At 43.5% G+C, this 20,267-nt stretch carries 22 protein-coding genes and 1 tRNA gene (1 of these 23 cut by a window edge); 10 read left to right on the top strand and 13 right to left on the bottom strand.

Annotation, left to right across the window (positions count from 1 at the left end):
* Positions 1 to 5: 5 nt before the first annotated feature.
* Complete coding sequence (locus N39L_RS17360; RefSeq protein WP_157888701.1) at positions 6 to 143, top strand: hypothetical protein; 138 nt, start codon at positions 6 to 8, stop codon at positions 141 to 143.
* Positions 133 to 369: a hypothetical protein gene (locus N39L_RS17355; protein WP_014275857.1), complete on the top strand. Its 237-nt coding sequence runs from the start codon at positions 133 to 135 to the stop codon at positions 367 to 369. Before N39L_RS17360 ends, N39L_RS17355 begins: the two co-directional genes overlap by 11 nt.
* 62 nt (positions 370 to 431) lie before the next feature.
* Here N39L_RS17355 and N39L_RS17350 read toward each other — a convergent pair whose 3' ends face one another.
* Positions 432 to 653 (bottom strand): hypothetical protein, encoded by a 222-nt coding sequence (locus N39L_RS17350; protein ID WP_014275856.1) that lies wholly within the window; start codon positions 651 to 653, stop codon positions 432 to 434.
* A 184-nt stretch (positions 654 to 837) separates the two neighbouring features.
* On the opposite strand from N39L_RS17350, the gene N39L_RS17345 reads away from it, so the two are divergent.
* Entirely contained in the window at positions 838 to 1,593 is a 756-nt protein-coding gene (locus tag N39L_RS17345) for a rhomboid family intramembrane serine protease (protein ID WP_014275855.1), read from the top strand.
* Here N39L_RS17345 and N39L_RS17340 read toward each other — a convergent pair.
* The 4 genes from N39L_RS17340 to N39L_RS17325 form a co-directional block, all read right to left on the bottom strand.
* Positions 1,590 to 2,687, bottom strand: a complete 1,098-nt coding sequence (locus N39L_RS17340; protein WP_006618828.1) for an ABC transporter ATP-binding protein — start codon at positions 2,685 to 2,687, stop codon at positions 1,590 to 1,592. The two genes, N39L_RS17345 and N39L_RS17340, sit on opposite strands and share 4 nt — an antisense overlap.
* A gap of 10 nt (positions 2,688 to 2,697) precedes the next feature.
* Positions 2,698 to 3,780 (bottom strand): ABC transporter substrate-binding protein, encoded by a 1,083-nt coding sequence (locus N39L_RS17335; RefSeq protein ID WP_014275854.1) that lies wholly within the window; start codon positions 3,778 to 3,780, stop codon positions 2,698 to 2,700.
* Positions 3,781 to 3,807: 27 nt separating this feature from the next.
* Positions 3,808 to 4,029: a hypothetical protein gene (locus tag N39L_RS17330; RefSeq protein ID WP_006618826.1), complete on the bottom strand. Its 222-nt coding sequence runs from the start codon at positions 4,027 to 4,029 to the stop codon at positions 3,808 to 3,810.
* A gap of 98 nt (positions 4,030 to 4,127) precedes the next feature.
* Positions 4,128 to 5,954: a S8 family peptidase gene (locus N39L_RS17325; protein WP_006618825.1), complete on the bottom strand. Its 1,827-nt coding sequence runs from the start codon at positions 5,952 to 5,954 to the stop codon at positions 4,128 to 4,130.
* A 129-nt stretch (positions 5,955 to 6,083) separates the two neighbouring features.
* On the opposite strand from N39L_RS17325, the gene N39L_RS17320 reads away from it, so the two are divergent.
* On the top strand, positions 6,084 to 6,506 hold the full coding sequence (locus tag N39L_RS17320) for a hypothetical protein (RefSeq protein ID WP_006618824.1): 423 nt from the start codon (positions 6,084 to 6,086) through the stop codon (positions 6,504 to 6,506).
* A 19-nt stretch (positions 6,507 to 6,525) separates the two neighbouring features.
* Here N39L_RS17320 and N39L_RS17315 read toward each other — a convergent pair whose 3' ends face one another.
* Entirely contained in the window at positions 6,526 to 7,371 is an 846-nt protein-coding gene (locus N39L_RS17315; protein WP_006618823.1) for an SPFH domain-containing protein, read from the bottom strand.
* A gap of 192 nt (positions 7,372 to 7,563) precedes the next feature.
* Complete coding sequence (locus tag N39L_RS17310; protein ID WP_006618822.1) at positions 7,564 to 8,118, bottom strand: DUF1269 domain-containing protein; 555 nt, start codon at positions 8,116 to 8,118, stop codon at positions 7,564 to 7,566.
* Positions 8,119 to 8,285: 167 nt separating this feature from the next.
* Between N39L_RS17310 and rsmI the strand changes: the two genes are divergently transcribed.
* Together rsmI and msrA are read left to right on the top strand one after the other, a co-directional pair.
* Positions 8,286 to 9,134 (top strand): 16S rRNA (cytidine(1402)-2'-O)-methyltransferase, encoded by an 849-nt coding sequence (gene rsmI, locus N39L_RS17305; RefSeq protein WP_014275853.1) that lies wholly within the window; start codon positions 8,286 to 8,288, stop codon positions 9,132 to 9,134.
* A 44-nt stretch (positions 9,135 to 9,178) separates the two neighbouring features.
* Positions 9,179 to 9,838: a peptide-methionine (S)-S-oxide reductase MsrA gene (msrA, locus tag N39L_RS17300; protein ID WP_014275852.1), complete on the top strand. Its 660-nt coding sequence runs from the start codon at positions 9,179 to 9,181 to the stop codon at positions 9,836 to 9,838.
* Positions 9,839 to 10,075: 237 nt separating this feature from the next.
* Here the strand turns inward: msrA and N39L_RS17295 are convergent, their stop codons facing one another.
* A complete protein-coding gene (locus tag N39L_RS17295; protein ID WP_014275851.1) occupies positions 10,076 to 11,539 on the bottom strand; it encodes a serine/threonine protein kinase in 1,464 nt (487 codons plus the stop codon).
* Positions 11,540 to 11,728: 189 nt separating this feature from the next.
* On the opposite strand from N39L_RS17295, the gene N39L_RS17290 reads away from it, so the two are divergent.
* Together N39L_RS17290 and N39L_RS17285 are read left to right on the top strand one after the other, a co-directional pair.
* Positions 11,729 to 12,304, top strand: a complete 576-nt coding sequence (locus N39L_RS17290; protein ID WP_014275850.1) for a Uma2 family endonuclease — start codon at positions 11,729 to 11,731, stop codon at positions 12,302 to 12,304.
* Positions 12,305 to 12,334: 30 nt separating this feature from the next.
* Complete coding sequence (locus tag N39L_RS17285; RefSeq protein ID WP_014275849.1) at positions 12,335 to 12,910, top strand: Uma2 family endonuclease; 576 nt, start codon at positions 12,335 to 12,337, stop codon at positions 12,908 to 12,910.
* A 69-nt stretch (positions 12,911 to 12,979) separates the two neighbouring features.
* Here N39L_RS17285 and N39L_RS17280 read toward each other — a convergent pair whose 3' ends face one another.
* The 4 genes from N39L_RS17280 to N39L_RS17265 all read right to left on the bottom strand — a co-directional run bounded on the left by N39L_RS17280 (position 12,980) and on the right by N39L_RS17265 (position 16,553).
* The gene (locus N39L_RS17280) at positions 12,980 to 13,852 is read right to left on the bottom strand and encodes an S-methyl-5'-thioadenosine phosphorylase (protein ID WP_006618817.1); all 873 of its coding nucleotides are present in this window, start codon (positions 13,850 to 13,852) and stop codon (positions 12,980 to 12,982) included.
* 205 nt (positions 13,853 to 14,057) lie between these two features.
* The gene (locus N39L_RS17275; RefSeq protein WP_014275848.1) at positions 14,058 to 15,059 is read right to left on the bottom strand and encodes an aspartyl protease family protein; all 1,002 of its coding nucleotides are present in this window, start codon (positions 15,057 to 15,059) and stop codon (positions 14,058 to 14,060) included.
* A gap of 45 nt (positions 15,060 to 15,104) precedes the next feature.
* Positions 15,105 to 15,869, bottom strand: coding sequence for a YebC/PmpR family DNA-binding transcriptional regulator (locus N39L_RS17270; protein ID WP_006618815.1), 765 nt, complete (start codon positions 15,867 to 15,869; stop codon positions 15,105 to 15,107).
* Between the two features lie 39 nt (positions 15,870 to 15,908).
* Positions 15,909 to 16,553, bottom strand: a complete 645-nt coding sequence (locus N39L_RS17265; protein ID WP_014275847.1) for a histidine phosphatase family protein — start codon at positions 16,551 to 16,553, stop codon at positions 15,909 to 15,911.
* 176 nt (positions 16,554 to 16,729) lie between these two features.
* Between N39L_RS17265 and N39L_RS17260 the strand changes: the two genes are divergently transcribed.
* Both N39L_RS17260 and N39L_RS17255 read left to right on the top strand, forming a co-directional pair.
* Complete coding sequence (locus N39L_RS17260) at positions 16,730 to 18,355, top strand: mechanosensitive ion channel family protein (RefSeq protein ID WP_043468354.1); 1,626 nt, start codon at positions 16,730 to 16,732, stop codon at positions 18,353 to 18,355.
* 221 nt (positions 18,356 to 18,576) lie between these two features.
* Positions 18,577 to 18,648, top strand: a tRNA-Gly gene (locus N39L_RS17255).
* Position 18,649: 1 nt separating this feature from the next.
* Here N39L_RS17255 and N39L_RS17250 read toward each other — a convergent pair.
* Positions 18,650 to 20,267, bottom strand: the 3' portion of a protein-coding gene (locus tag N39L_RS17250) for a CHAT domain-containing protein (RefSeq protein WP_014275845.1). 863 nt of this gene lie beyond the right edge of the window; 1,618 of the gene's 2,481 nt are visible here — the last part of the coding sequence; its start codon lies off the right edge, out of view — the gene reads right to left on this strand; the stop codon is at positions 18,650 to 18,652.

The raw sequence follows: 20,267 nt of genomic DNA, 5'->3' as shown, positions 1-20,267 counted from the left end.
CGTCAATGCTTAGGCGAGAAATAGAAGACCATAATAAACTTGTATGGATAAACATCAACCACATGGAAAAATACTTAACCAAAAATCAAGATTATTTTCCGTTAAATATCCAAGGCGATAAATACAAAAATTATGACGACTGAAGTTTTGCCGGAATTATTACGGGTAGGAAGTGATGGGGTAGTGATATTTTTAGTGTGGTCTTTGATGAAGCAAAACCAAAAGTTAATAGCAGAGGTCAACTCAAGAGACAATGAATTGATGAAGTTGATTTACAAAATACTTAGCAATGAACAGCCAGGGACAAGAGGTAAACGCGATCGCACAATCAAGCCAAAGCCACAAGAATCCGTTAGGACTTGGGAGTAGAGTTGTCTGTGGCCCTAACGAATAACGGGTTGTCAAGTAGCCATTACTCATGGCCACAATCATCATACAGAAAAACTAAAGCGATCGCCAGCCAAGTCAGTTAACTCGTATAAACGCTTCCTATTTACCCTATAACCGGAGAAAAGCCGCCGATCGCTTTGACCGACAGCCCGATGTATATTCCATTCTACAGATTGTAGAATCCCAAGTTTATTGACTACACCAGGATAGTTTTTGCTCCCCAAATTGTCAAAAAAAATGCGATCGGTTGCATTTTCGCCCAAACTTGCATCTGTCCAACTGAAATTGTGCCCATATCATTAGATATTAACTTAGCTGTAACCCCTACCCGATAAAGGTTGAGGGAGGCTAAGTGGTTATCTGTCCATTATTTGGTTAAGTCTGGTTAACCACTTATACCCCTGGGGATAGAGTCCGGGTCAGATGTCAAAAATGGTATAATCGCAGATGTGCTATATATCAATAAAGAGGTACTTTCCCCTGATTCCCATTCGCGATGATAACCCAACTGAGATTAACCCTTGGGTAACTAAGGTGTTAATTATTATCAATCTGATAGTTTTTGCGCTACAATTTCTGGTGATAGTTTCCGAACCAGAACAAGTAGAACAAATCATCTATACTGGTGCATTTATACCCTGTCAACTCGCCCAAAGTTGTCCGTCTGATATGCCAGCAGCAGCATTTACCTTTCCAGCTTGGTTGACTCTAATTACCTCGCAATTTATGCACGGTGGTATTGGTCATATTGTGGGGAATATGTTGTTTCTGAGTATTTTTGGCAACAATATTGAAGATTGTTTAGGTCATTTTAAATTTTTGATTTTCTATATACTATGTGGAATAGCAGCCGCATTGATTCAAGGGTTTGCGTCCCCTGATTCTATCATACCATTGTTGGGAGCAAGTGGAGCGATCGCCGGAGTTTTAGGAGCCTATTTAATTCGGTTTCCCCGTGCTAAATTATTAGTAATCTTCCCATTTTTTCCGTTTATTCCTATAAGGCTGCCGGCTTATTTCTTCCTGATTTTATGGTTTGCATTCCAATTTATTGCCGGGACTTCTACGCCTAATATAGATACAGCTACGGGAGAAGAAGTCGGCGGGGTAGCTTATTGGGCTCATGCGGGAGGGTTTATTTTTGGTATAATTCTTGCGCCGATACTGGGGTTATTTTCCTCAAGAGGAGGTGCAAATAACTAAGATTCGAGAACCCCAATACTTTCGGGAGATACAAACACTTCAACCTGTTGACCTGGCTGGTATCTTTGGAGGTCATCTCGATGCCAATTTTGGACTCTCACCATAACATAACAGTTGGGGGAGAGTTTAACTTTGTAGCGGGTATCCGTACCGATATAAACCCTTTCTTCCAAGAGTCCAGACCAACTGGGGATATGAGCAGACTTGACAGGATATAGAGTTATTTTTTCGGGTCTAATTACTAATGTTACAATTTGTCCTACAGAAAGACTATTTTCGGCGACAATTTGAATAGGTAGAGATTCATCAACTAACACGGTTTGCTGGTCATTATTAATTGCTATAACCCGTCCGGTGAGGAAGTTACTATCCCCAATAAAATCGGCGACAAATCGAGTTTTGGGATATTCGTAAATTTCGATAGGAGTTCCGACCTGTTGAACCTCTCCCTGGTTCATAATAGCAATGCGATCGGACATAGTTAAGGCTTCTTCTTGGTCGTGGGTAACATAAATAAAAGTAATTCCGATACGTTGCTGCATTTGTTTAAGTTCCAGTTGCATTTGTTTCCGCAATTTCATGTCTAAAGCGCCTAAAGGTTCGTCAAATAATAAAACCTCTGGCTGTTTAACTAGAGACCTAGCTAGGGCGACGCGCTGCTGCTGTCCCCCGGATAGCTGACGAGGATAGCGATCGCGCATTTCGGTTAATTTGACTAACTCCAACACCTGAGAGAGGCGATCGCTAATTTCCGCAGAGGGTAAATTTTCCATCTCCAGTCCAAAGGCGATATTTTGGGCGACAGTCAAATGAGGAAACAAAGCATAATGTTGGAATACAGTATTAACCGGACGGTGAAAGGGAGGTCGCTGACCCATAGCTTGACCGTGAATATAAACTTCTCCGGTGGTAGGTAATTCAAACCCAGCAATCATTCTTAATGTGGTAGTTTTCCCACAGCCAGAAGGTCCGAGGAGGGAGAAAAACTCCCCATCTCGAATCTGTAAATTTAAGCCATTGACTGCTAAAAAATCTCGATGCTTACTCCCCCGAAAAGTCTTAGAAACATTGACCAGTTCAACCGCATGATTCATAGTCGCTCAATTAAGACCCTACACCCAACTTAACCTCTGTCCAGGCTTGATCATAAAAGATAGTAGCTTCTCCGACATCTTCCAAATATCTGAGTTTCGCAAAAACTTCGGGAGGGGGATAAATACCAGGATTTGCCAAATTTTCTGGTTTAATCAACTTTTCAGCGATCGCCGTTTTATTAGGGGAACCATAGTTAATAAAATTGGAGATTTGGGCACTAATTTCCGGTTCCATGATAAAATTAATGAATGTCAAAGCTAAATCCGGGTTAGGTGCGCCTGTAGGAATCACCATATTATCCATACCAATAATTGTGCCTTCTTGAGGAATTGCATAACGCAACTTAGGATTTTCTTGCATTACTTGAAAGATATCGCCGCTGTATTCCATAGTCATATCAACCTCACCTTGATTAAGGAGATTTTGACCAGTATCAGGAACAAAGGCGGTGATATGAGAACTATTTTGAATTAAGAAATCCCTAGCGGCAAAAATTTCATTTTGATTGGTAGTATTAGGGTCATAACCCAAATAAATTAATACCGCCCCCATAGTGTGTCGCATATCATCTAATAGGGAAACCTTGGAGGCAAAATCAGGGTCAAATAATTGAGACCAACTGTTAATATTTTCCCCGACTCTATCAATATTATAACCTATTCCCAAAGTCACCCACTGATAGGGAATACTATATTGATTTCCGGGGTCATAGGGAGGGTTAGCAAACTGCGGGTCGAGATGGATAATATTAGGAATCATCGCCAAATCCAGAGGTTGTAACATTCCCTGATTAATCATAATTCCTACCATATAATCGGGGGAAAATACCACATCATAACCAGGATTTCCGGCTTGTAGTTTGGCATACATACTTTCCCCACTATCGTAGGTATCATAGTTAATTTTAACGTTATATTCCTGTTCAAATTGAGCGATCGCCTGTGGAGCAATATAACTTGACCAGTTATAGATATTCAGAACATTCTGTGAACCTGTCCCAGTCAGAGAACCATCAGGACTGGTAGCAGCACAACCCCAAGGCAAAATCACACCCAGCGAAAACAGCAATATTAACGTTAAAAGTCGCTTCATTGTCTAGTCATCTCTCCTAAATTAACCCTAAGATAGCGCCTGAAAAGACTCCACCTGTAAAACCGGACCAATCATCGCCAGAGTCATCACATCTTCGCGAATAATCCCCTGGACGATCGCCTTTTTTCCCGACTGCTGCAACTCCGGGGGTGCATCCTTCAACTCATAGGTTTGTTCAGCACTAACCAGCGCCCAAGTCCCCGTCCCAAAACCTTTTTTTTCCACAACCCCTTCAACAGTGATAGTCATATTTATAACTCTCCCATTATGTCAAATACTTGATAGATTCGGAATAATTCCCCTCCACCGACATAGCAGAGGGGAAATAGAGGTCAACGTGCTAATAATTAAGCGATCGTCGTTTCCGACTTCAAGGCTAAACTCGCCAAACCCATACATAATAGGGCATTAATCACCAAGAAACCACGGGCGATCGCCCCACTTCCCAGACCCCAAACCGCTGGGGAAATAAAGGCACTGATCACCAAAAAACTAGCCACGCCAATAGTAGTACCGATCGCCAACCACTTCCACTCTGGATGACCCAGGAATAGTACCACCAAAACCGCCGGAATCAATACACTAGCAAATACAGGATTCAACACACTGCTACCCTGAATTGCGCCGCCAAGTTCAGGTAAAGAACTACCCATAACCCGCATCGGCCATTGAGGCAAATCAAAGATGTACAGACCCCGCAAGAAAAATAGACCACTGCTTCCGGCGATCAAACCGCCAGCCATAGACCAACCCCAGCGGAAGGGGAAATAATTGCGGAGGAACCAAGCCAATAAATAGGACCCCAAAACCATAGCAATTTTGGGCAATAAAGCCACCGCGCCGCCATCAATCCAGAAGCGCGGACTCAGATAACCACTCTCCCGCAGCCAGCGGAAAAAGTCACGGAAGGAAATTTGTCCCCGCAGCGCCACTTGTACAGCACTAGCAGCATCCAAATGACCAGCGCCAAAATGATTAAAGGGGTCTTCAGCCACTTGACGGGAGGACTCTTTGAGAATCGCCACAATTTCATCAGGGCTATCAACCCCGGTGGCGCGAATTAAAGCTGCTACTCCAGCCACATGGGGGGAAGCCATGCTGGTTCCCTGAAAAGCGGCAAAGGTTGATCCGCCTGTAGCCGGGTCAATGGTTTCCTGGAGAATGCCTCCATCTTCATTGTCGCCCTGGGTCAAGCCACCGGGGGCAGAAATATCGACACCTGCGCCAAAATTGGAGTAGGGGGTTTTATTTCCGGTAGAGTCGAGGGCAGAAACTGCCACCACTCTGGGATAACGGGCGGGATAAGCTGCCGCATTTTCTCCAGAGTTACCAGCGGCAGCAATAATTACTACACCCTTGTTATAGGCGTAGTCGATCGCATCTTTCATCAATTGAGTTTCGCCGCCACCACCGAGACTCATGTTAATGACATCAGCGCCATTGTCGGCCGCGAATCTAATCGCCTCTGCAATGTCGGAAATTGTGCCACCACCACCGGCTGAGAGGACTTTTAAGGGCATGATTTTGGCGCGGTGGGCAATACCTGCCACCCCATAGCCATTGTTGGTAGATTGGGCAATAGTGCCCGCTACATGGGTTCCATGTCCGTTATCATCGGAGGCTTCCCGGCGGTTATTCACAAAGTCATAACCGGGGACAAATTCGGTATCTTTTAAATCGGGAACCCGACTGACTCCGGTATCAATGACCGCCACTGTCACCCCTTCTCCTTGGGTTTCTTTCCAGGCTTCCTCTATATTGATACTGCGTAAATTCCACTGTTTACCGTAGAGGGGGTCATTGGGAAAGTTGTTAGAGTCACCCAAAATAATCGCCGCGACATTCATGGGTTGAGTGTCAATGCGGTAAATAAAGTTAGGTTCGATCGCTTCTGTGTCTTGGCGCAAAGACCTTCTTAGGGATCTGAGTAGATCGCGATCGCCACGAACCACATAAATGTTATCGTCTTTGGAGAATTTACTGTTTAACTGAGGAACTACTTGATACTGATCGGCGATCGTTCTAATGCGATCGGCTATTTCCGTTTGAGTCAAATCTTCCCGAAAATCTAGTACAATCGAATCAAATGTGCCTTGGGTAGCCAAGCCAGTGAAGTTAGACACCGCCCAGCCCAACCCAAGCAGGAATAGGCAAAGTAGTAGAAATCTTTTCATGTGTTTTCGCCATAGTTAACGGCTAATTCGTCCAACGGTCAGTTACCGACCAGACAAATCATCAAATTGGTGATTCTATTGTATCTCGAAGATTCTAAATTCGTATTAAACGCTCAAATCAGATAAATTATGGAACGAGGATTACTGTGGCTTCCCCTGCTGGCTGTGTTTATTGGACTCGCCTGGTCTGGGTGGAATGAATATCAGAAGTTAGAAGCCTATAAGCTGTGGGCTGAAAAATTTGATCAAGCCAAATATGATATCTATGCCGTCTTAGGTCACAGTGGCGACCAACTGACCTGGGGTAAACCCACTCGCCAGGGTCCTGTTAACTTACAAACTTTTTCTCTCCGGGATGTTCAGTCAATATGGCTATTGGTGGATAATAAATCTGTCAGCCTCGACCAACTCCCCCAAAAAGGAAAATCCGTCGAGTTAGAATTTATCCTGCAAGATGAACCTGACCCGATCCGTGTTCCCTTTACGCAACTTTCCCTCGCCGCCAAGTGGTGCCAATATTTGCAGGAAATTTGGCAGAAAATTAACGCCTAATTTCCCGGCTTCATGATTACTAGTCTTTCGGCTGACTATTTCCCTTCGAGAATAGTTTTGCTCTCATAGCCGCCTGGGACTCAACTCTCGACATATCCTGGTCTATGAGTCCCGTCAGGGCTTCCGTTAATTGGGACGGGTCCATAAATATTACTTTGGCATTTTCACTCATGCTAATTTGTTGATTAGCGTCTACGAACTGTTTAGCAATCAAAAACTGTAAAAACTCTCGACTATTTGGATCTAGGTTCAGCACCTCTGCTAAAACTTTAATCGATGCCGCTTTACCTTCTGCTATACTGATATCAGCCTTTTTTTGACTCTCCGCTGCCCTTTGAGCCTCCATCGCTAATTTCACCTTAGCCGGAGGTTCAATGCTTTGTAAATCAACCCGTACTACTTGCACTCCCCAATTTATCGTTTTCTCCGCTATGTTGTGAAGCAGTGCGGTATTAATTTCATTGATAGACGAAAACATATCCTCCATATTTCTTAATCCCACTTCCGCCCGCAGAGTCGTAGTTACTAAATTCCCGATCGCATCTTCTACTCCCTGAATATCATAGAAAGATTTTCGCATATCTTGGATTTTCCAAAACACCAAAGCATCAATAGTTAGGGGAACATTATCTTTAGTAATTGCCTCTTGTTTGGGAATATCTAACAGCCTTTCCCGCAAAGTATCATAGTGTACGATTTTTTCAATCACCGGGATCACAAACTGTAAACCCGGCTTCAGAGTTCGGTTATATTTACCTAACCGAGCCACTAATGCTTCATCTCCATCACTGATAATTCTAATTGAGGAATTTACCCCAAACCCAATGCCTAACGAAATCAATAGCGCGAGGATATACTGAGCCATAGAACCTCACATTTATCTGATAATTTTAAAGTTAGTCTAACCTATCCAGTCACACCCTGCTACTAATTATAGCACAATTTTGGCAACAGTAAATATATCAAAACATTAAGTTGCGAGTCAACATCTCAACATTTATCATATTTACTGTTAACTTTTAGGTAACTTCTAAAGTCTCTGGTTGGCATCGATAATTTACTGATTTGACTCCGACTCGGTTTCCGGTTCCACCTCAACAGTTTTAGCTGTTTCTGTTAACTGAGCCGCCAGTTCTTCTTTAATAGCACGGCGATAAAGTTTGCCCTCAAATTTTGCCAATTCCTCACATACTTTCTCTACCCAAGTTTGTTCTACCAAAGCAATTAAAGCCGAACTACCGGGAGTTAAAGACTCCGATAAATCCTTGAGGTCTTCTTGGGGGAAACCCAAATCAATAAAGTGGGTAACTAAAGCCCCAACACCTGCCCCACCAGCGGTCATGGCAATTACACCTAAAGCACCAATGGGATTAAATAAAGCAATTAATCCAGCAGTGATACCCCCCATAATTGCACCACCACGGGGGCCGGTGTCTCCGGTTTCACTAATGGAAACCTTGCCCTTTTCATTTTTGACCATGACCGCCGCATTAACAATAAAAATAATGCCAGCGCGCTCCATGTCTTTAAGGACTTTCAGAACTTCCTTGGCTTGATTTTTGTTATTATATGCGGTAACAATTAGAGTCGTAGGGGTTTCAATTGAAGTCATGTAATTTTGCTCCGGTAGAAGAGTTAACTAAAATATGACTAACTCTAGCACAATGGAGACAATCACAGTACAATAGTTTCAGCCAAGGAGAGTAAGTGGTAATCTGGGCGTGTTTGACCTGCCTGCCAAATATCTCTAACCGACTCCCCAAATAACTATAACCTTCGATGACAGACCTACAAATGGGAACCCTATATGTTGTTGGTACTCCCATAGGGAACCTAGATGATATAACATTTCGGGCTTTGCAGACTTTAAAATCAGTGGATCTCATTGCGGCGGAAGATACCCGCCACACGGGGAAATTACTACATCACTTTCAGATTGAAACGCCCCAAATTAGCTACCACCAGCATAACCAAAGCCGTCGCCTTCCTGAATTAATCGATCGCCTTTTAGGTGGAAGTGCGATCGCTATAGTAACTGATGCGGGAATGCCGGGAATTTCTGACCCAGGTACCGAGTTAGTACAAGGCTGTATCAATGCGGGTATTCCTGTGGTTCCCATTCCTGGTGTTAGCGCCTGTTTAACCGCATTGAGTGGGTCGGGACTACCAACCGATCGCTTTGTGTTTGAAGGCTTTTTACCCGCCAAAGGTAAAGACCGCCAAAAACGCCTACAAGCCTTGGGCTCCCAGTGTCGGACCATGATTTTATATGAGTCTCCCCACCGACTCCGACAAACTTTGAGCGATTTAATCGATGTTTTAGGCGGCGATCATGGTGTCGTCATAGCGCGGGAATTAACCAAACTCCATGAGGAATTTTGGCGCGGTAGCCTGGGGGGTGCGCTCGAATATTACCAAAACAGGGAAGTCCGAGGAGAATTAACTATTGCGATCGCACCAGTTACACCCACAACCCCCACCCTGTCAGAGGAAGATATCCTAGCCCAATTACAACAATTACTACAGCAGGGACTGTCGCGATCGCAAGCCAGTCGCCAGTTAGCCGAAAATTTATCACTGTCCCGTCGCCAAATTTATCAACTCGCCCTTACCCTTGCTGACGAATGACCCTAAAATGTAAAGTAACGTTAAGACAAAATCCACAAAATATCATGGTACTATTCGGATTCGGCAAGAAAAAATCTCTCCCTCAGCCAGAAGAAGCCCTTCCTGGACGCGATCGAGTCATGTCAGTTCCTGATCGCCACTATATCAATGGGAACCCCCTTAAACCCCCTTTTCCTGAAGGTATGGAACAAGCCGTTTTTGGTTTGGGCTGCTTTTGGGGCGCTGAACGGAAATTCTGGCAACAGCAGGGCGTGTTTAGCACCGCTGTAGGCTATGCGGGAGGATATACCAAAAATCCCACCTATGAAGAGGTTTGCAGCGGTATGACTGGTCATACAGAAGTGGTATTGGTGGTATTTGACCCCCAGGTGATCAGTTATGCTGATTTACTCAAACTATTCTGGGAAAGCCATAACCCCACCCAGGGAATGCGCCAGGGTAATGATACCGGAACTCAATATCGATCCGCTATTTATACCTATTCAGACGAACACCAACGCCAGGCTTTGGCTTCTCGCGATCGCTATCAACAAGCACTCTCCGCCGCCAGTTACGGTGAAATTACCACAGAAATCGCTCCCGCCAAAGAATTCTATTATGCTGAAGCCTATCATCAGCAATATCTAGGCAAAAATCCCAATGGTTATTGTGGTTTAGGTGGTACTGGTGTGGGATGTCCCGCCATGACCGAAACTTCCGTTTAATCTCCTGAGTTTCCTACGGTGCGTCAGACTCGGTAAATATCCATCTGACGCACTTCTGACGCACTATAGCGGTTCGGTGAATTGGTGAGGTACTTTTCAAAGCCCCCTTCGACAAGCTCAGGACAAACCTCTCCCCTATTGGGAGAGGGGTTTGGGGTGTAGACGCGCAGCGGCTTCTCTTTGAGTGGGCTGTACCTTATGGATATGAAAAATGCTATATTTATTTACCATCCTCAATTATCCCTGATTTTTACTACCTATCCAATGTCTGATTTCCTGTTGAATATGCTTAACTTCTGCTTCCTCTAACTGGTCTCCGAGGCGGTAGGTGCGACGGCGGGAAAATAAAAATAATAAAGGTTCTTGAGTGACTATCTCTAAGCTGTGGTGAAAATTGCCTTGGCTGTCCTGTAGACATAAAGGATTAATTTCTTGAATATAGGAGAGTTTCCCCTGCTGGCGGCGGGTGAAAGCCGAAGAATGCCAGCATATCTCGTAGTTTTCATTATCGAAGTTGAGGCTAATTCTCTCGAAATATTTTTCCCCTGATGTCAGGATAGCCATTAAAAATATCAGACTTCCCGGAATAGCTAAAATTAACCCAATTAGGGGAATTGCCGCGATAACCTCTAATAAAAATAGGGCGATTTTTCCGGTGGATATGGGTAGCTTTTGCAGGATGATTAAGGTAATAATTATCGAGACAAATACCCCCGACTTAACTAGAATATTCAGATTACTTAACTTTTCCTTAGTCGTGGCTACTAACCATTTAGCCGTGTGGCGCATAGGGCGAATAAATTGCAGGGAAAACCGACAGGGAATTTGAATTGTCAATTTATCATCAGTTTGGGATAAGTTAATATTCGACTCTGTGGCGGGTGCAATTACCGCGCGAAAATTGAGTTTTTGTAATTCTAATAATGCCTCATCTGCACTAGAAAAACGGTTTTCTGGTAGGGGTTCTGTCAAACGTTCTAACCAGGTGATTAAACGGATATCTGTTTTTGGGGGAATGCGATCGCGAAATTTCACCCGAAAACTTTCTTGGGGAAAATCAGCCGGAGGACAACCTGTTAATAAATGTACTAAGGTCATCCCTAACGCATAAAAGTCAGAAGCCGTGGTTGACTGACCGCCAAATTGTTCAATGGGTGTATAACCTAAAGTTCCCACCACCGTAAAAGTCGCCCCAGGAGTCGGAAATTGAATCTGTACCGAACCAAAATCAATTAAATATATGCGGTTATCTTCCCCCCAAATTAAGTTACTCGGTTTAATGTCTCTGTGCAAAATTGGCGGCGCAAATTGATGTAAATAGCTGAGAATTTCTAAAACTTCTGTCGCGATCCACATAACTTCTGGACGACTAAAAGTGTATCCAGATTCTAGTTTTTGCTTCAGGGAAACACCAGGTAAATATTCTGTGACTAAACCAAACCATAAATTCTGGTCATCAACCGAGAAATAATCCCGGTAACGCACGAGACGAGGATGGTCAAGTCGTTGGAGGACTTGTGCTTCCCTTTCTAGGAGTTTCACATCATCCCATTGCATACCATTTCCCATGGCTAATAGTTTAATTACCACGCGATCGCGCCGTTTTAGATCTCGTCCTAACCAGGTTTGGCGGACCGGGTTACTGTTTAGGGATTCCCGGAGTTGAAAGCGATCGGCTAGAATAGTCTCAGTTGATAACATTGATGCAGAATCTTCAAACAGGGTGCTATAACTATTGTGCCATAAATGTAGATATTTGTGCTTCCCCAATCTAGTCTCATCAAGTGAACCACACCATTTAACCTGTTATAATTATCCTAGGGCGAAATTATCCTCAAATCCTCCTGAAGCATTCATGCTTAACACTACAAATATAAAGGAGTTCATCTCATGCTACAAGCCAAACCCAGATTTCAAAGTTTTGACGAATATTTATCTTATCATGATGCTTCCGAAAAACTCTATGAATTATTCAATGGAGAACTCATAGAAATGCCACCAGAATCAGGTTTAAATATTGAAATAGCCACATTTTTACTAATTAAATTTGCTGCCATTGTCGGCCATCGTCGCGTCCGAGGTCAAGGATTAGAATTAGAAGTCAGAGGCGAACCCAGAAATCGTTATCCAGATTTAACCATTATTCGACCAGAACATATTGAGCAACTCTCCCAACGTAATACCATCCGCCTGTCGATGTTACCGCCCTTATTAGTCATAGAAGTAGTCAGTCCTGGAGAGTTACAAAGAGACCGAGACTATGTAGCCAAAAGAATACAATATCAAGATTTAGCCATTCCTGAATATTGGATAGTTGACCCCCAAACTCAAACCATCCTAGTATTAGAAATCACCGACACTGGCTATACAGAAATCGGTATTTTTGCGGGAGATAATTTAGTCATATCACCCCAATTCAGACAGCTTGAGTTAACAGCATCTCAAGTATTTAATCCCGCTTCTTAATTAACCATATTAGTTAAAGGAATTCATCTCATGCTACAAGCCAAACCCAGATTTCAAAGTTTTGATGAATATTTATCTTATCATGATGCTTCCGAAAAACTCTATGAATTATTCAATGGAGAACTCATAGAAATGCCACCAGAATCAGGTTTAAATATCCAAATTGCCAATCGTCTGTTTTTGGTTTTTGCTTTGATGATAGGAACAGATAGAGTCCGAGGTCAAGGATTAGAATTAGAAGTCAGAGGCGAACCCAGAAATCGTTATCCAGATTTAACCATTATTCGACCAGAACATATTGAGCAACTCTCCCAACGTAATACCATCCGCCTGTCGATGTTACCGCCCTTATTAGTCATAGAAGTAGTCAGTCCTGGAGAGTTACAAAGAGACCGAGACTATGTAGCCAAAAGAATACAATATCAAGATTTAGCCATTCCCGAATATTGGATAGTTGACCCCCAAACTCAAACCATCCTAGTATTAGAAATCACCGACACTGGCTATACAGAAATCGGTATTTTTGCGGGAGATAATTTAGTCATATCACCCCAATTCACACAGCTTGAGTTAACAGCATCTCAAGTGTTTAATCCCGGTTCTTAATTAACCATAAGTAAGTTATGGGGGGCTAAAAAACTCTGAATAATTTAGCCCCAAGGTATTCGGGATAACTTAAAGATACTTTTTCAAGAGTAACTCAAGCTGTTGTTTACGAGGTTGTGGCACTTTGGCTAAAGGAGTAAGAATGGCATATTTTAAGGCAGAATGTGCCTCCGACTCTGGCAGATTTTTAGATAGTCGTTTAACCGTTTCCTGAATAACTTTTTGGGCATTAACTGCATTATGCTTGAGGTTATCAATCACTAAATCAACGGTAACATGATCATGGTCGGGATGCCAACAATCATAATCAGTTACTAAGGCTAATGTAGTATAGGCTATTTCGGCTTCCCGTGCGAGTTTGGCTTCTGTTAAATTAGTCATACCAATTACAGTCCCCCCCCAACTTCGATACAAATTAGACTCAGCTTGGGTGGAAAAAGCGGGTCCTTCCATACAAATATAAGTTCCGCCTCTGTGTAGGGTTACTTCTGGCAAATTCAAAGCCGATATAGCATCACCGACAACGGCAGCCAACTGATTACAAACCGGATGACCAAAAGCAATATGGGCGACAATTCCATCACCAAAAAAAGTCGAAATTCTGCTTCTTGTCCGGTCAAGAAATTGGTCAGGAATTACCATGTCTAAAGGCTTAACTTCGGCTTTCAGAGAACCCACAGCGGAGGCGGAAATAATATATTCAACTCCCAAACTTTTCATGGCGTAAACATTCGCCCGATAAGGTAACTCACTGGGAAGAAGTTTATGATCTCGTCCATGACGGGCCAGAAAAGCTACCCTCATTCCTTCTAAGGTTCCTAAAATAATCAGATCGGAGGGGGACCCAAAGGGTGTCTCAACTAGGACTTCTTCTAAGTCGGTGAGGGCTTCCATTTGATAAAGACCACTACCGCCAATAATGCCAATTTTAGCCTGGGTCATAATTGCATTCCCTATTGATGATATTACTCAAGATATTGTAGCGGAACTTGTTTAAAATTATCTGAAACTTGCCAATTTTTGGGGGGTCATATCTACGCCAAATATTAGCAATTACTACAAACTTGGGATATAATACTATGGGTCTCTATGGGTCTCTATGGATGTTCAGACAATTATTAAAAACAAGGCTATAGCGGCATTGAATCTATCTATGGGGATTTAATAGTAAACTACCGCCCCATTCTGATGATGTCGATCGCCTATCAAACCGCCAATATTGTTGATAATTATTAAAAAAAGTTTGTCCTAAAATTCCATCAACTTCCAACATATCCAAAACCGAGGGAGACGATAAAATCACCGCCTCTAAATTGGTGAGTTTATGGGTTCCTAATTCCACCGTGGCGAGGGTTGATAAGGTCGCCGCCTCCAACCCACAAAATCCCAAAACCTGGACAGGACTGCGGGATGCTGGATCAATTTCTAAGCGATCGGCTAAATCTTCGGAAATAAAGATAGTATCAGCCCCGGTATCCAACATAAAAGTAAACGACCCCCGATCAGCGATCGCCACCTCTGCTAACATCACCCCCAAACGACTTTTTAAAGGTATCGCCGCCGCCGATAACTCTGGGGGAAGATAAGAAGGCGACAAAAGCTGAAGCTGTCTAGTGTCAGGATTCACGATCAGATCAAATTCCGCCAAAACATCCATTCCCAAAACCCCAGATAAGCCATCAGGAATTGTCTTATTAGCAAATTCCAAAACCTGTAAATCCATCACCTGCGCTTCCCCCATTTTCAGAGTAGGAAGACGATGTAAAGTTGCATCCATCGCTGGACAATCATCACCCGCTACTGCTGACTTAACGCGATCGCCTGAAATTTCCTCTCCCACCAATCCCAAATCTGTCACTAAGGGACTTCCCACCATAGTAGTAGAAGCCCCCGTATCAAACAAAAATCCCCCCCTACTTTCCCCGATTTCCACATCAACCGCAAACACCTGACTACCCTCGATTGGATGCAGAGAAACCCGGCTTTCTCCCGTAGTTTTAGGGCGAGGTAAATTCAGCCCTTCCAACTGCACGATCGCCCTTAAATCCCACCCATATTTTAACGATGGCAAAACCGCCCCCACCGCCACCGTAGCAGTAGTAAAACCCACTATACATATTACCCCCAAACCATCCCATAATTTACCCATTTACCATCTCCCAAACCCACATTTTAGGCCCTTAATTATTGCCCATTAATCACCATAAAGCATCTCATAGCAACTATCCGACATTTCAAAATTAGCCGTCACATTTTGCACATCATCTAAATCATCCAAAGCATTCATTAACTTCATCAGCGATCTAGCTTTTTCCACATCATCAACCTCCACAATATTGCTAGGAATCCAACGCAATTCAGCTTCCACCACCCGAAACCCAAAATCATCTAAAACCTGATTCAAATGTTCCAAATTTTCCGCCACCGTAAACACTTCCACCCCATCAGTATCATCAACAGGAGTCAACTCGTAGGACTCAGCCTCCCCCTCCACAGAAGCCTCTAACAACTTCTCCTCATCAATGGGACCCGCCAAAGTTACAACCCCCTTTTGTTCAAACATCCAACTCACACAACCAGTTTCCCCCAGGTTTCCCCCATTCTTAGTAAAAGCCGATCGCAGATCCGCCGCCGTCCGGTTACGGTTATCCGTTAATCCCTCAATCAAAACCGCCACCCCACCGATACCATAACCCTCATATCGGATAGACTCCAACTGCGACCCATCCGAAAAAGTACCCGATCCCTTAGCGATCGCCCTTTCGATATTTTCATTAGGAATACCCGCCGCCTTCGCCTTCTCAATAGCTGTTCTTAGCTGAAAATTCCCCCCCGGATCAGCACCTTGTCGCGCCGCCACAATAATTTCCCGAGAAATTTTCGTAAAAACCTTACCTTTAACCGCATCAACCCTAGCTTTCTGGCGTTTAATATTCGCCCATTTACTGTGTCCAGCCATAGCTAATCAACAATTTTTCCAAATCTCACAAACTCAGTATTAATTAAAACGGATATCCTCTTCAGTTTCACTCAGATGGGAAGTATCCCCATTAAGTTCCATCATCCATTCCCCTTGTTGATGCACTAATTTAACCAAACAGCATAAACTCGCATGAATATCCGTTTCTCTTAGGGTAGGAATCAGCCCCATTGCTGTCCCTATCACTGATGCACCATGTCCTATTAATAATAAATTATCATCTGGATAAGCCGCCACCAGACGCTGTACCACCTCTTTAGTACGCATCAAACATTCCTCCCAAGTTTCTGGATAGTTTGATGTTCCCATGGGGTAAGTGCTATCAATCAGCGGAAATTGAGCCATCAGAGTTTCCAGGGGGAGAATTTCCGGGCTTTCCTTCATCCATTCAGGATTTAGCCATTCTCCCAGTCCCCAATCTAATTTGATGGGTAGGTCTAGGATTTTGGCGATCGCCTCCGCAGTTTGAACCGTCCGCAGAAATGGCGATGAGAAAATTTGGGTGATTCCTTCCCCCACCAGTCGCCTAGCCAATTGTTTAGCCTGAACCAAGCCATCCGGGGACAGATAGGGATCATAACGACGTTCTGCGGTATTAAACCATTCAGGATTGACAAAATCAATCCGGTTTCCGTGTCTAGCGATCCAAACGGTTTGAGTCATGACTAGGGTAGTAATGTCAAAAAAACTTCCCCTATCATACCGATTTTCCGCCACCTGGCAACCTTAGCCAACCTAGTGGCGATCGTACACCATCAACCAGATTGGAAAATTAGCGCTAATATTTACTACAGGGGTTCCCTGTTCTTACCCAGTCTCATAATTATTCTCTAAAAGCCGTGCTAAATAACTCTTGCAGCCGTAAACGTACTTATATATTGGGTTTTTTTATCGGTTTAATAATCGCGGTATTACTCGCCATTTTCCCAGCACATACAGCCCATAGCCAAGATAGGTTTGGGATTAACTTAGAGTCTAAAACCGCCCCCGTCATACTTGATGGACGACTCATATTTCAACTTAGTAATGCTGAAGGATATCCCGCTGAATTTAGGGCGAATCTCATTCAATCCAAAATATTAGAAGCCGCTCGTTCACCTATTCCCATAGAAGTCACACTTAGAACTAATGATATTTTACCAACTCTCTGGTTAAATGATGGATATTTATTGACTGTTACCGAACGAGATACCGACGCAGGTAACGATGTCCAGGAACAAGCACAAATCTGGCAACGTCAAATCCAGTTAGCTATTAATCGTGGTCAAAGAGAGCGCACCCGCGAGTTTCTTAGAAGCGCCTTATTACGTTCTTTAACTATTTTGTTATTGGCTATATTTTTACATTGGGTTTTAGGAAAAATTTGGAGAGGTTATTTGCGCCCAATTTTAGAATCTTTTTTACCCCAATCTCAGTTATCCCCAGAAGACCAAAAAAAGTATCATCATAGTCTGGAACTATTTATAAATTTGACTTTGGGTAGTGTCAGATTAGGCTTATGGCTGGCTATTATTATCTATATAGCCAATCAATTCCCCATAACTAGACAATGGAGTTATCAAATTCGGGGAACTCTCCTGGCTACCCTGACTTCCGATATTATTAACCTCGACAATAAATCTTACTCCCTCCCAGATTTATTCTTTTTATTACTGCTATTATGGGCTTTGGTTTTGGGGGCAAAAGTATTAGCTGATGTTCTGCGATCGCGTATTTTACAAGCCACCGGAATTGGTCGAGGCGCTCAGGAAGTCATCGCCGTAGTAGTCCGATATTCCTTAATCTCTATTGGTACTATTGTTCTCCTCCAAGTTTGGGGCTTAAACCTTAGTTCTCTCACCATCCTAGCTAGTGCATTAGGTGTCGGGATTGGTTTTGGGTTTCAGGATATCGCCAAAAACTTCGGTAGTGGTTTAGTCTTATTATTCGAGCGACCAATTCAAATTGGAGACTTTATTGAAGTTGGAGAATATCAAGGAACCGTTGAAAGAGTCGGCGCTCGCAGTACCGTCATTAAAACCTTAGATCGCGTCTCTATTATTGTTCCTAACTCCCGATTTTTAGAATCCGAATTAATTAACTGGGATCATGATAATTCCCTCTCCGGTTTACGACTTCCCATTAAGGTCGCTTACGGTTCCGATGTAGAATTAGTCCGCCAAAGCCTCCTCGATGTCGCTCAAGCAAATTCTGATGTATTAACCATTCCTTCCCCCCAAGTTTTATTTAAAGGTTTTGGCGACAGTTCCCTAGATTTTGAACTCCGCGTTTGGACTCGCTATCCCAACCGCCAAGTTATCATCAAAAGCGATTTATACTATCAAATCGACGCCATCTTCCGACAACGCCATATTGAAATTCCCTTTCCTCAGCGGGATCTACATATTCGAGGCCACCTTCCCCTCCAGTTATCACCAGAGTTGGAAGCATTTATCCAAAAAATCCTAGGGACCAAAAACCAATAATCATATCAAATCCCCTTCATTTCAGACCACCCGCCACCTGAAGTTCATATGCGTCCCCTTTCACCATATATGATCCGATTCCCACACACCAGACCACCAAACTCTGCCACCCGGTCTCATCCCTAGTCCCTTCTAGTCCCTTAAAGATTCCTCAAATTTTTTCCCAAACAATCTTGACAAACTCAAATTTTTATGAGACTATAATCAAAGTCAAGTCAAATGCGGGTATAGCTCAGTGGTAGAGCGTCACCTTGCCAAGGTGAATGTCGCGCGTTCGAATCGCGTTACCCGCTTTCAAACACCACCAGACTGTATGCGTAGGAGTAGTTCCCAGTCTCGCATCATATCTGTTGACCAAAGCCATTTTGACCCTAGGGCATGAGATTTAAACGCTTCTGGTGCTTCTGAAAGCGCCTTATCTCTGAATTTAACCGCCTTACTTAACTGTGTCACCTGTTCATCAGCAGTTAGGGACTCAGCCGATTTCATTAATACCAATCCCAAACCTGCATAGGCATTTAACATATCCATATTCTTCAGGGTGGCACCATCCAAATTATCCAAGTTAGCCCCCTCTTGGCTGTCCTCTGTCTCTGTACTAGGAACATCCCCCCCAGTCAAAGTCCATGTTTCTGTATTCACTGATGCTAATTGATCGTTAAAAGAACCTCCCTCCCAGCTTAAAATAGGCTCTGCTAACTCCAAACTACGATACCAGGTTTGATAAGCCCGCTGTAAATCACCCGACCTATAGTAAGCAAATCCTAATGCTGTGTTATATTCCAGTGAATTGGGCTCCCCATCAACTGCCCTCACCCAAAATCGGCGCACATCATCCAGACTATAATTAGCACTACCCCTCTCAATAGATTGCCAAGCTAAACGTCCCCGTAAAAAATTGATAGCAGGTTCGTCTTCATACTGAGACGGAACCACAAACAAAGCCGCACGGGCTTCAGCTACCGCCCCACGATTTAATAATTCTGCCGTAGCCTGCACCCCTGCTTCCAGATTAGCCCGATCAAACTGTTCGATCGCAATTCCTGAAACTTGGTCAGTCATAGCATCTTCCAAACCTGTGGCTAACGTTTCTTCTGAAGAATTAATATTATTCCTGATTGGTTGATTACTCGACATCAAAGCGCGATAGGGTAACATGGCAGTAATGCGATCGCCGAAAATTGACAGCCCGCAAGTGATCACTAATACAATCACCACCAGCATCACTCCTAACACACCACTGCTCTGGCGTTGGGAACCTCTAGGACTATCAGACTCCTTCTTCCACCTTTTTTCATCCTCAACGTATCTATCATAGCTTGGGGGCAGTGTCTGCAAACTAGAACGACTATTTTTATGATTAACACCAACTATTCCAGGTGTCTGTAGTTCTTGGAGAGTATCCCCAATAAATCCCACATCCTCCCCATTTCCTTCTAACTCTAAAGTCTCATCAAATCTCTCATCATCTGACCAGTCATCAATGTCTGCTGATTCCCCAGGGTCTGTATAGTTAGCCCCACACAGATCTGGACTACTCGCTTCTATATCCTCCCAGTAGTTACCTAAAGCTGTCCTGCTAACTGTCCTGCTACCTGGTATTAAAATGCCATCAAACTCATTGTGTAAGTACAACACAGGTAACGCCCAATAGATTTGATGGGAACCATAGGCAGAAATTAGCCCCTGTCTAGCCCGACTTAAACTTAAATCTATTGGTAATCCTTGATTTAGTTGGCGGTAAAATAGGCTCGTTAGCATCAAAGCCACCTCATCAGGAATGCGTTCAGCCATGGCTAACACCCCCGGAACTCCTCGCTGCACTAACGCTTCTGCTAGGTTAAGTTTTGCTGTATCATTAGCATCGGCTAGGGGATTACTATAAGCACCTCTACAGGAGTTTAATACCGCT

The sequence above is a fragment of the Limnospira platensis NIES-39 genome (assembly GCF_026000695.1).
In the GTDB taxonomy this organism is placed as follows: domain Bacteria; phylum Cyanobacteriota; class Cyanobacteriia; order Cyanobacteriales; family Microcoleaceae; genus Limnospira; species Limnospira platensis.
Note: the sequence above shows the minus strand (reverse complement) of the source record. Positions and strands in the feature narration are given on the sequence as shown.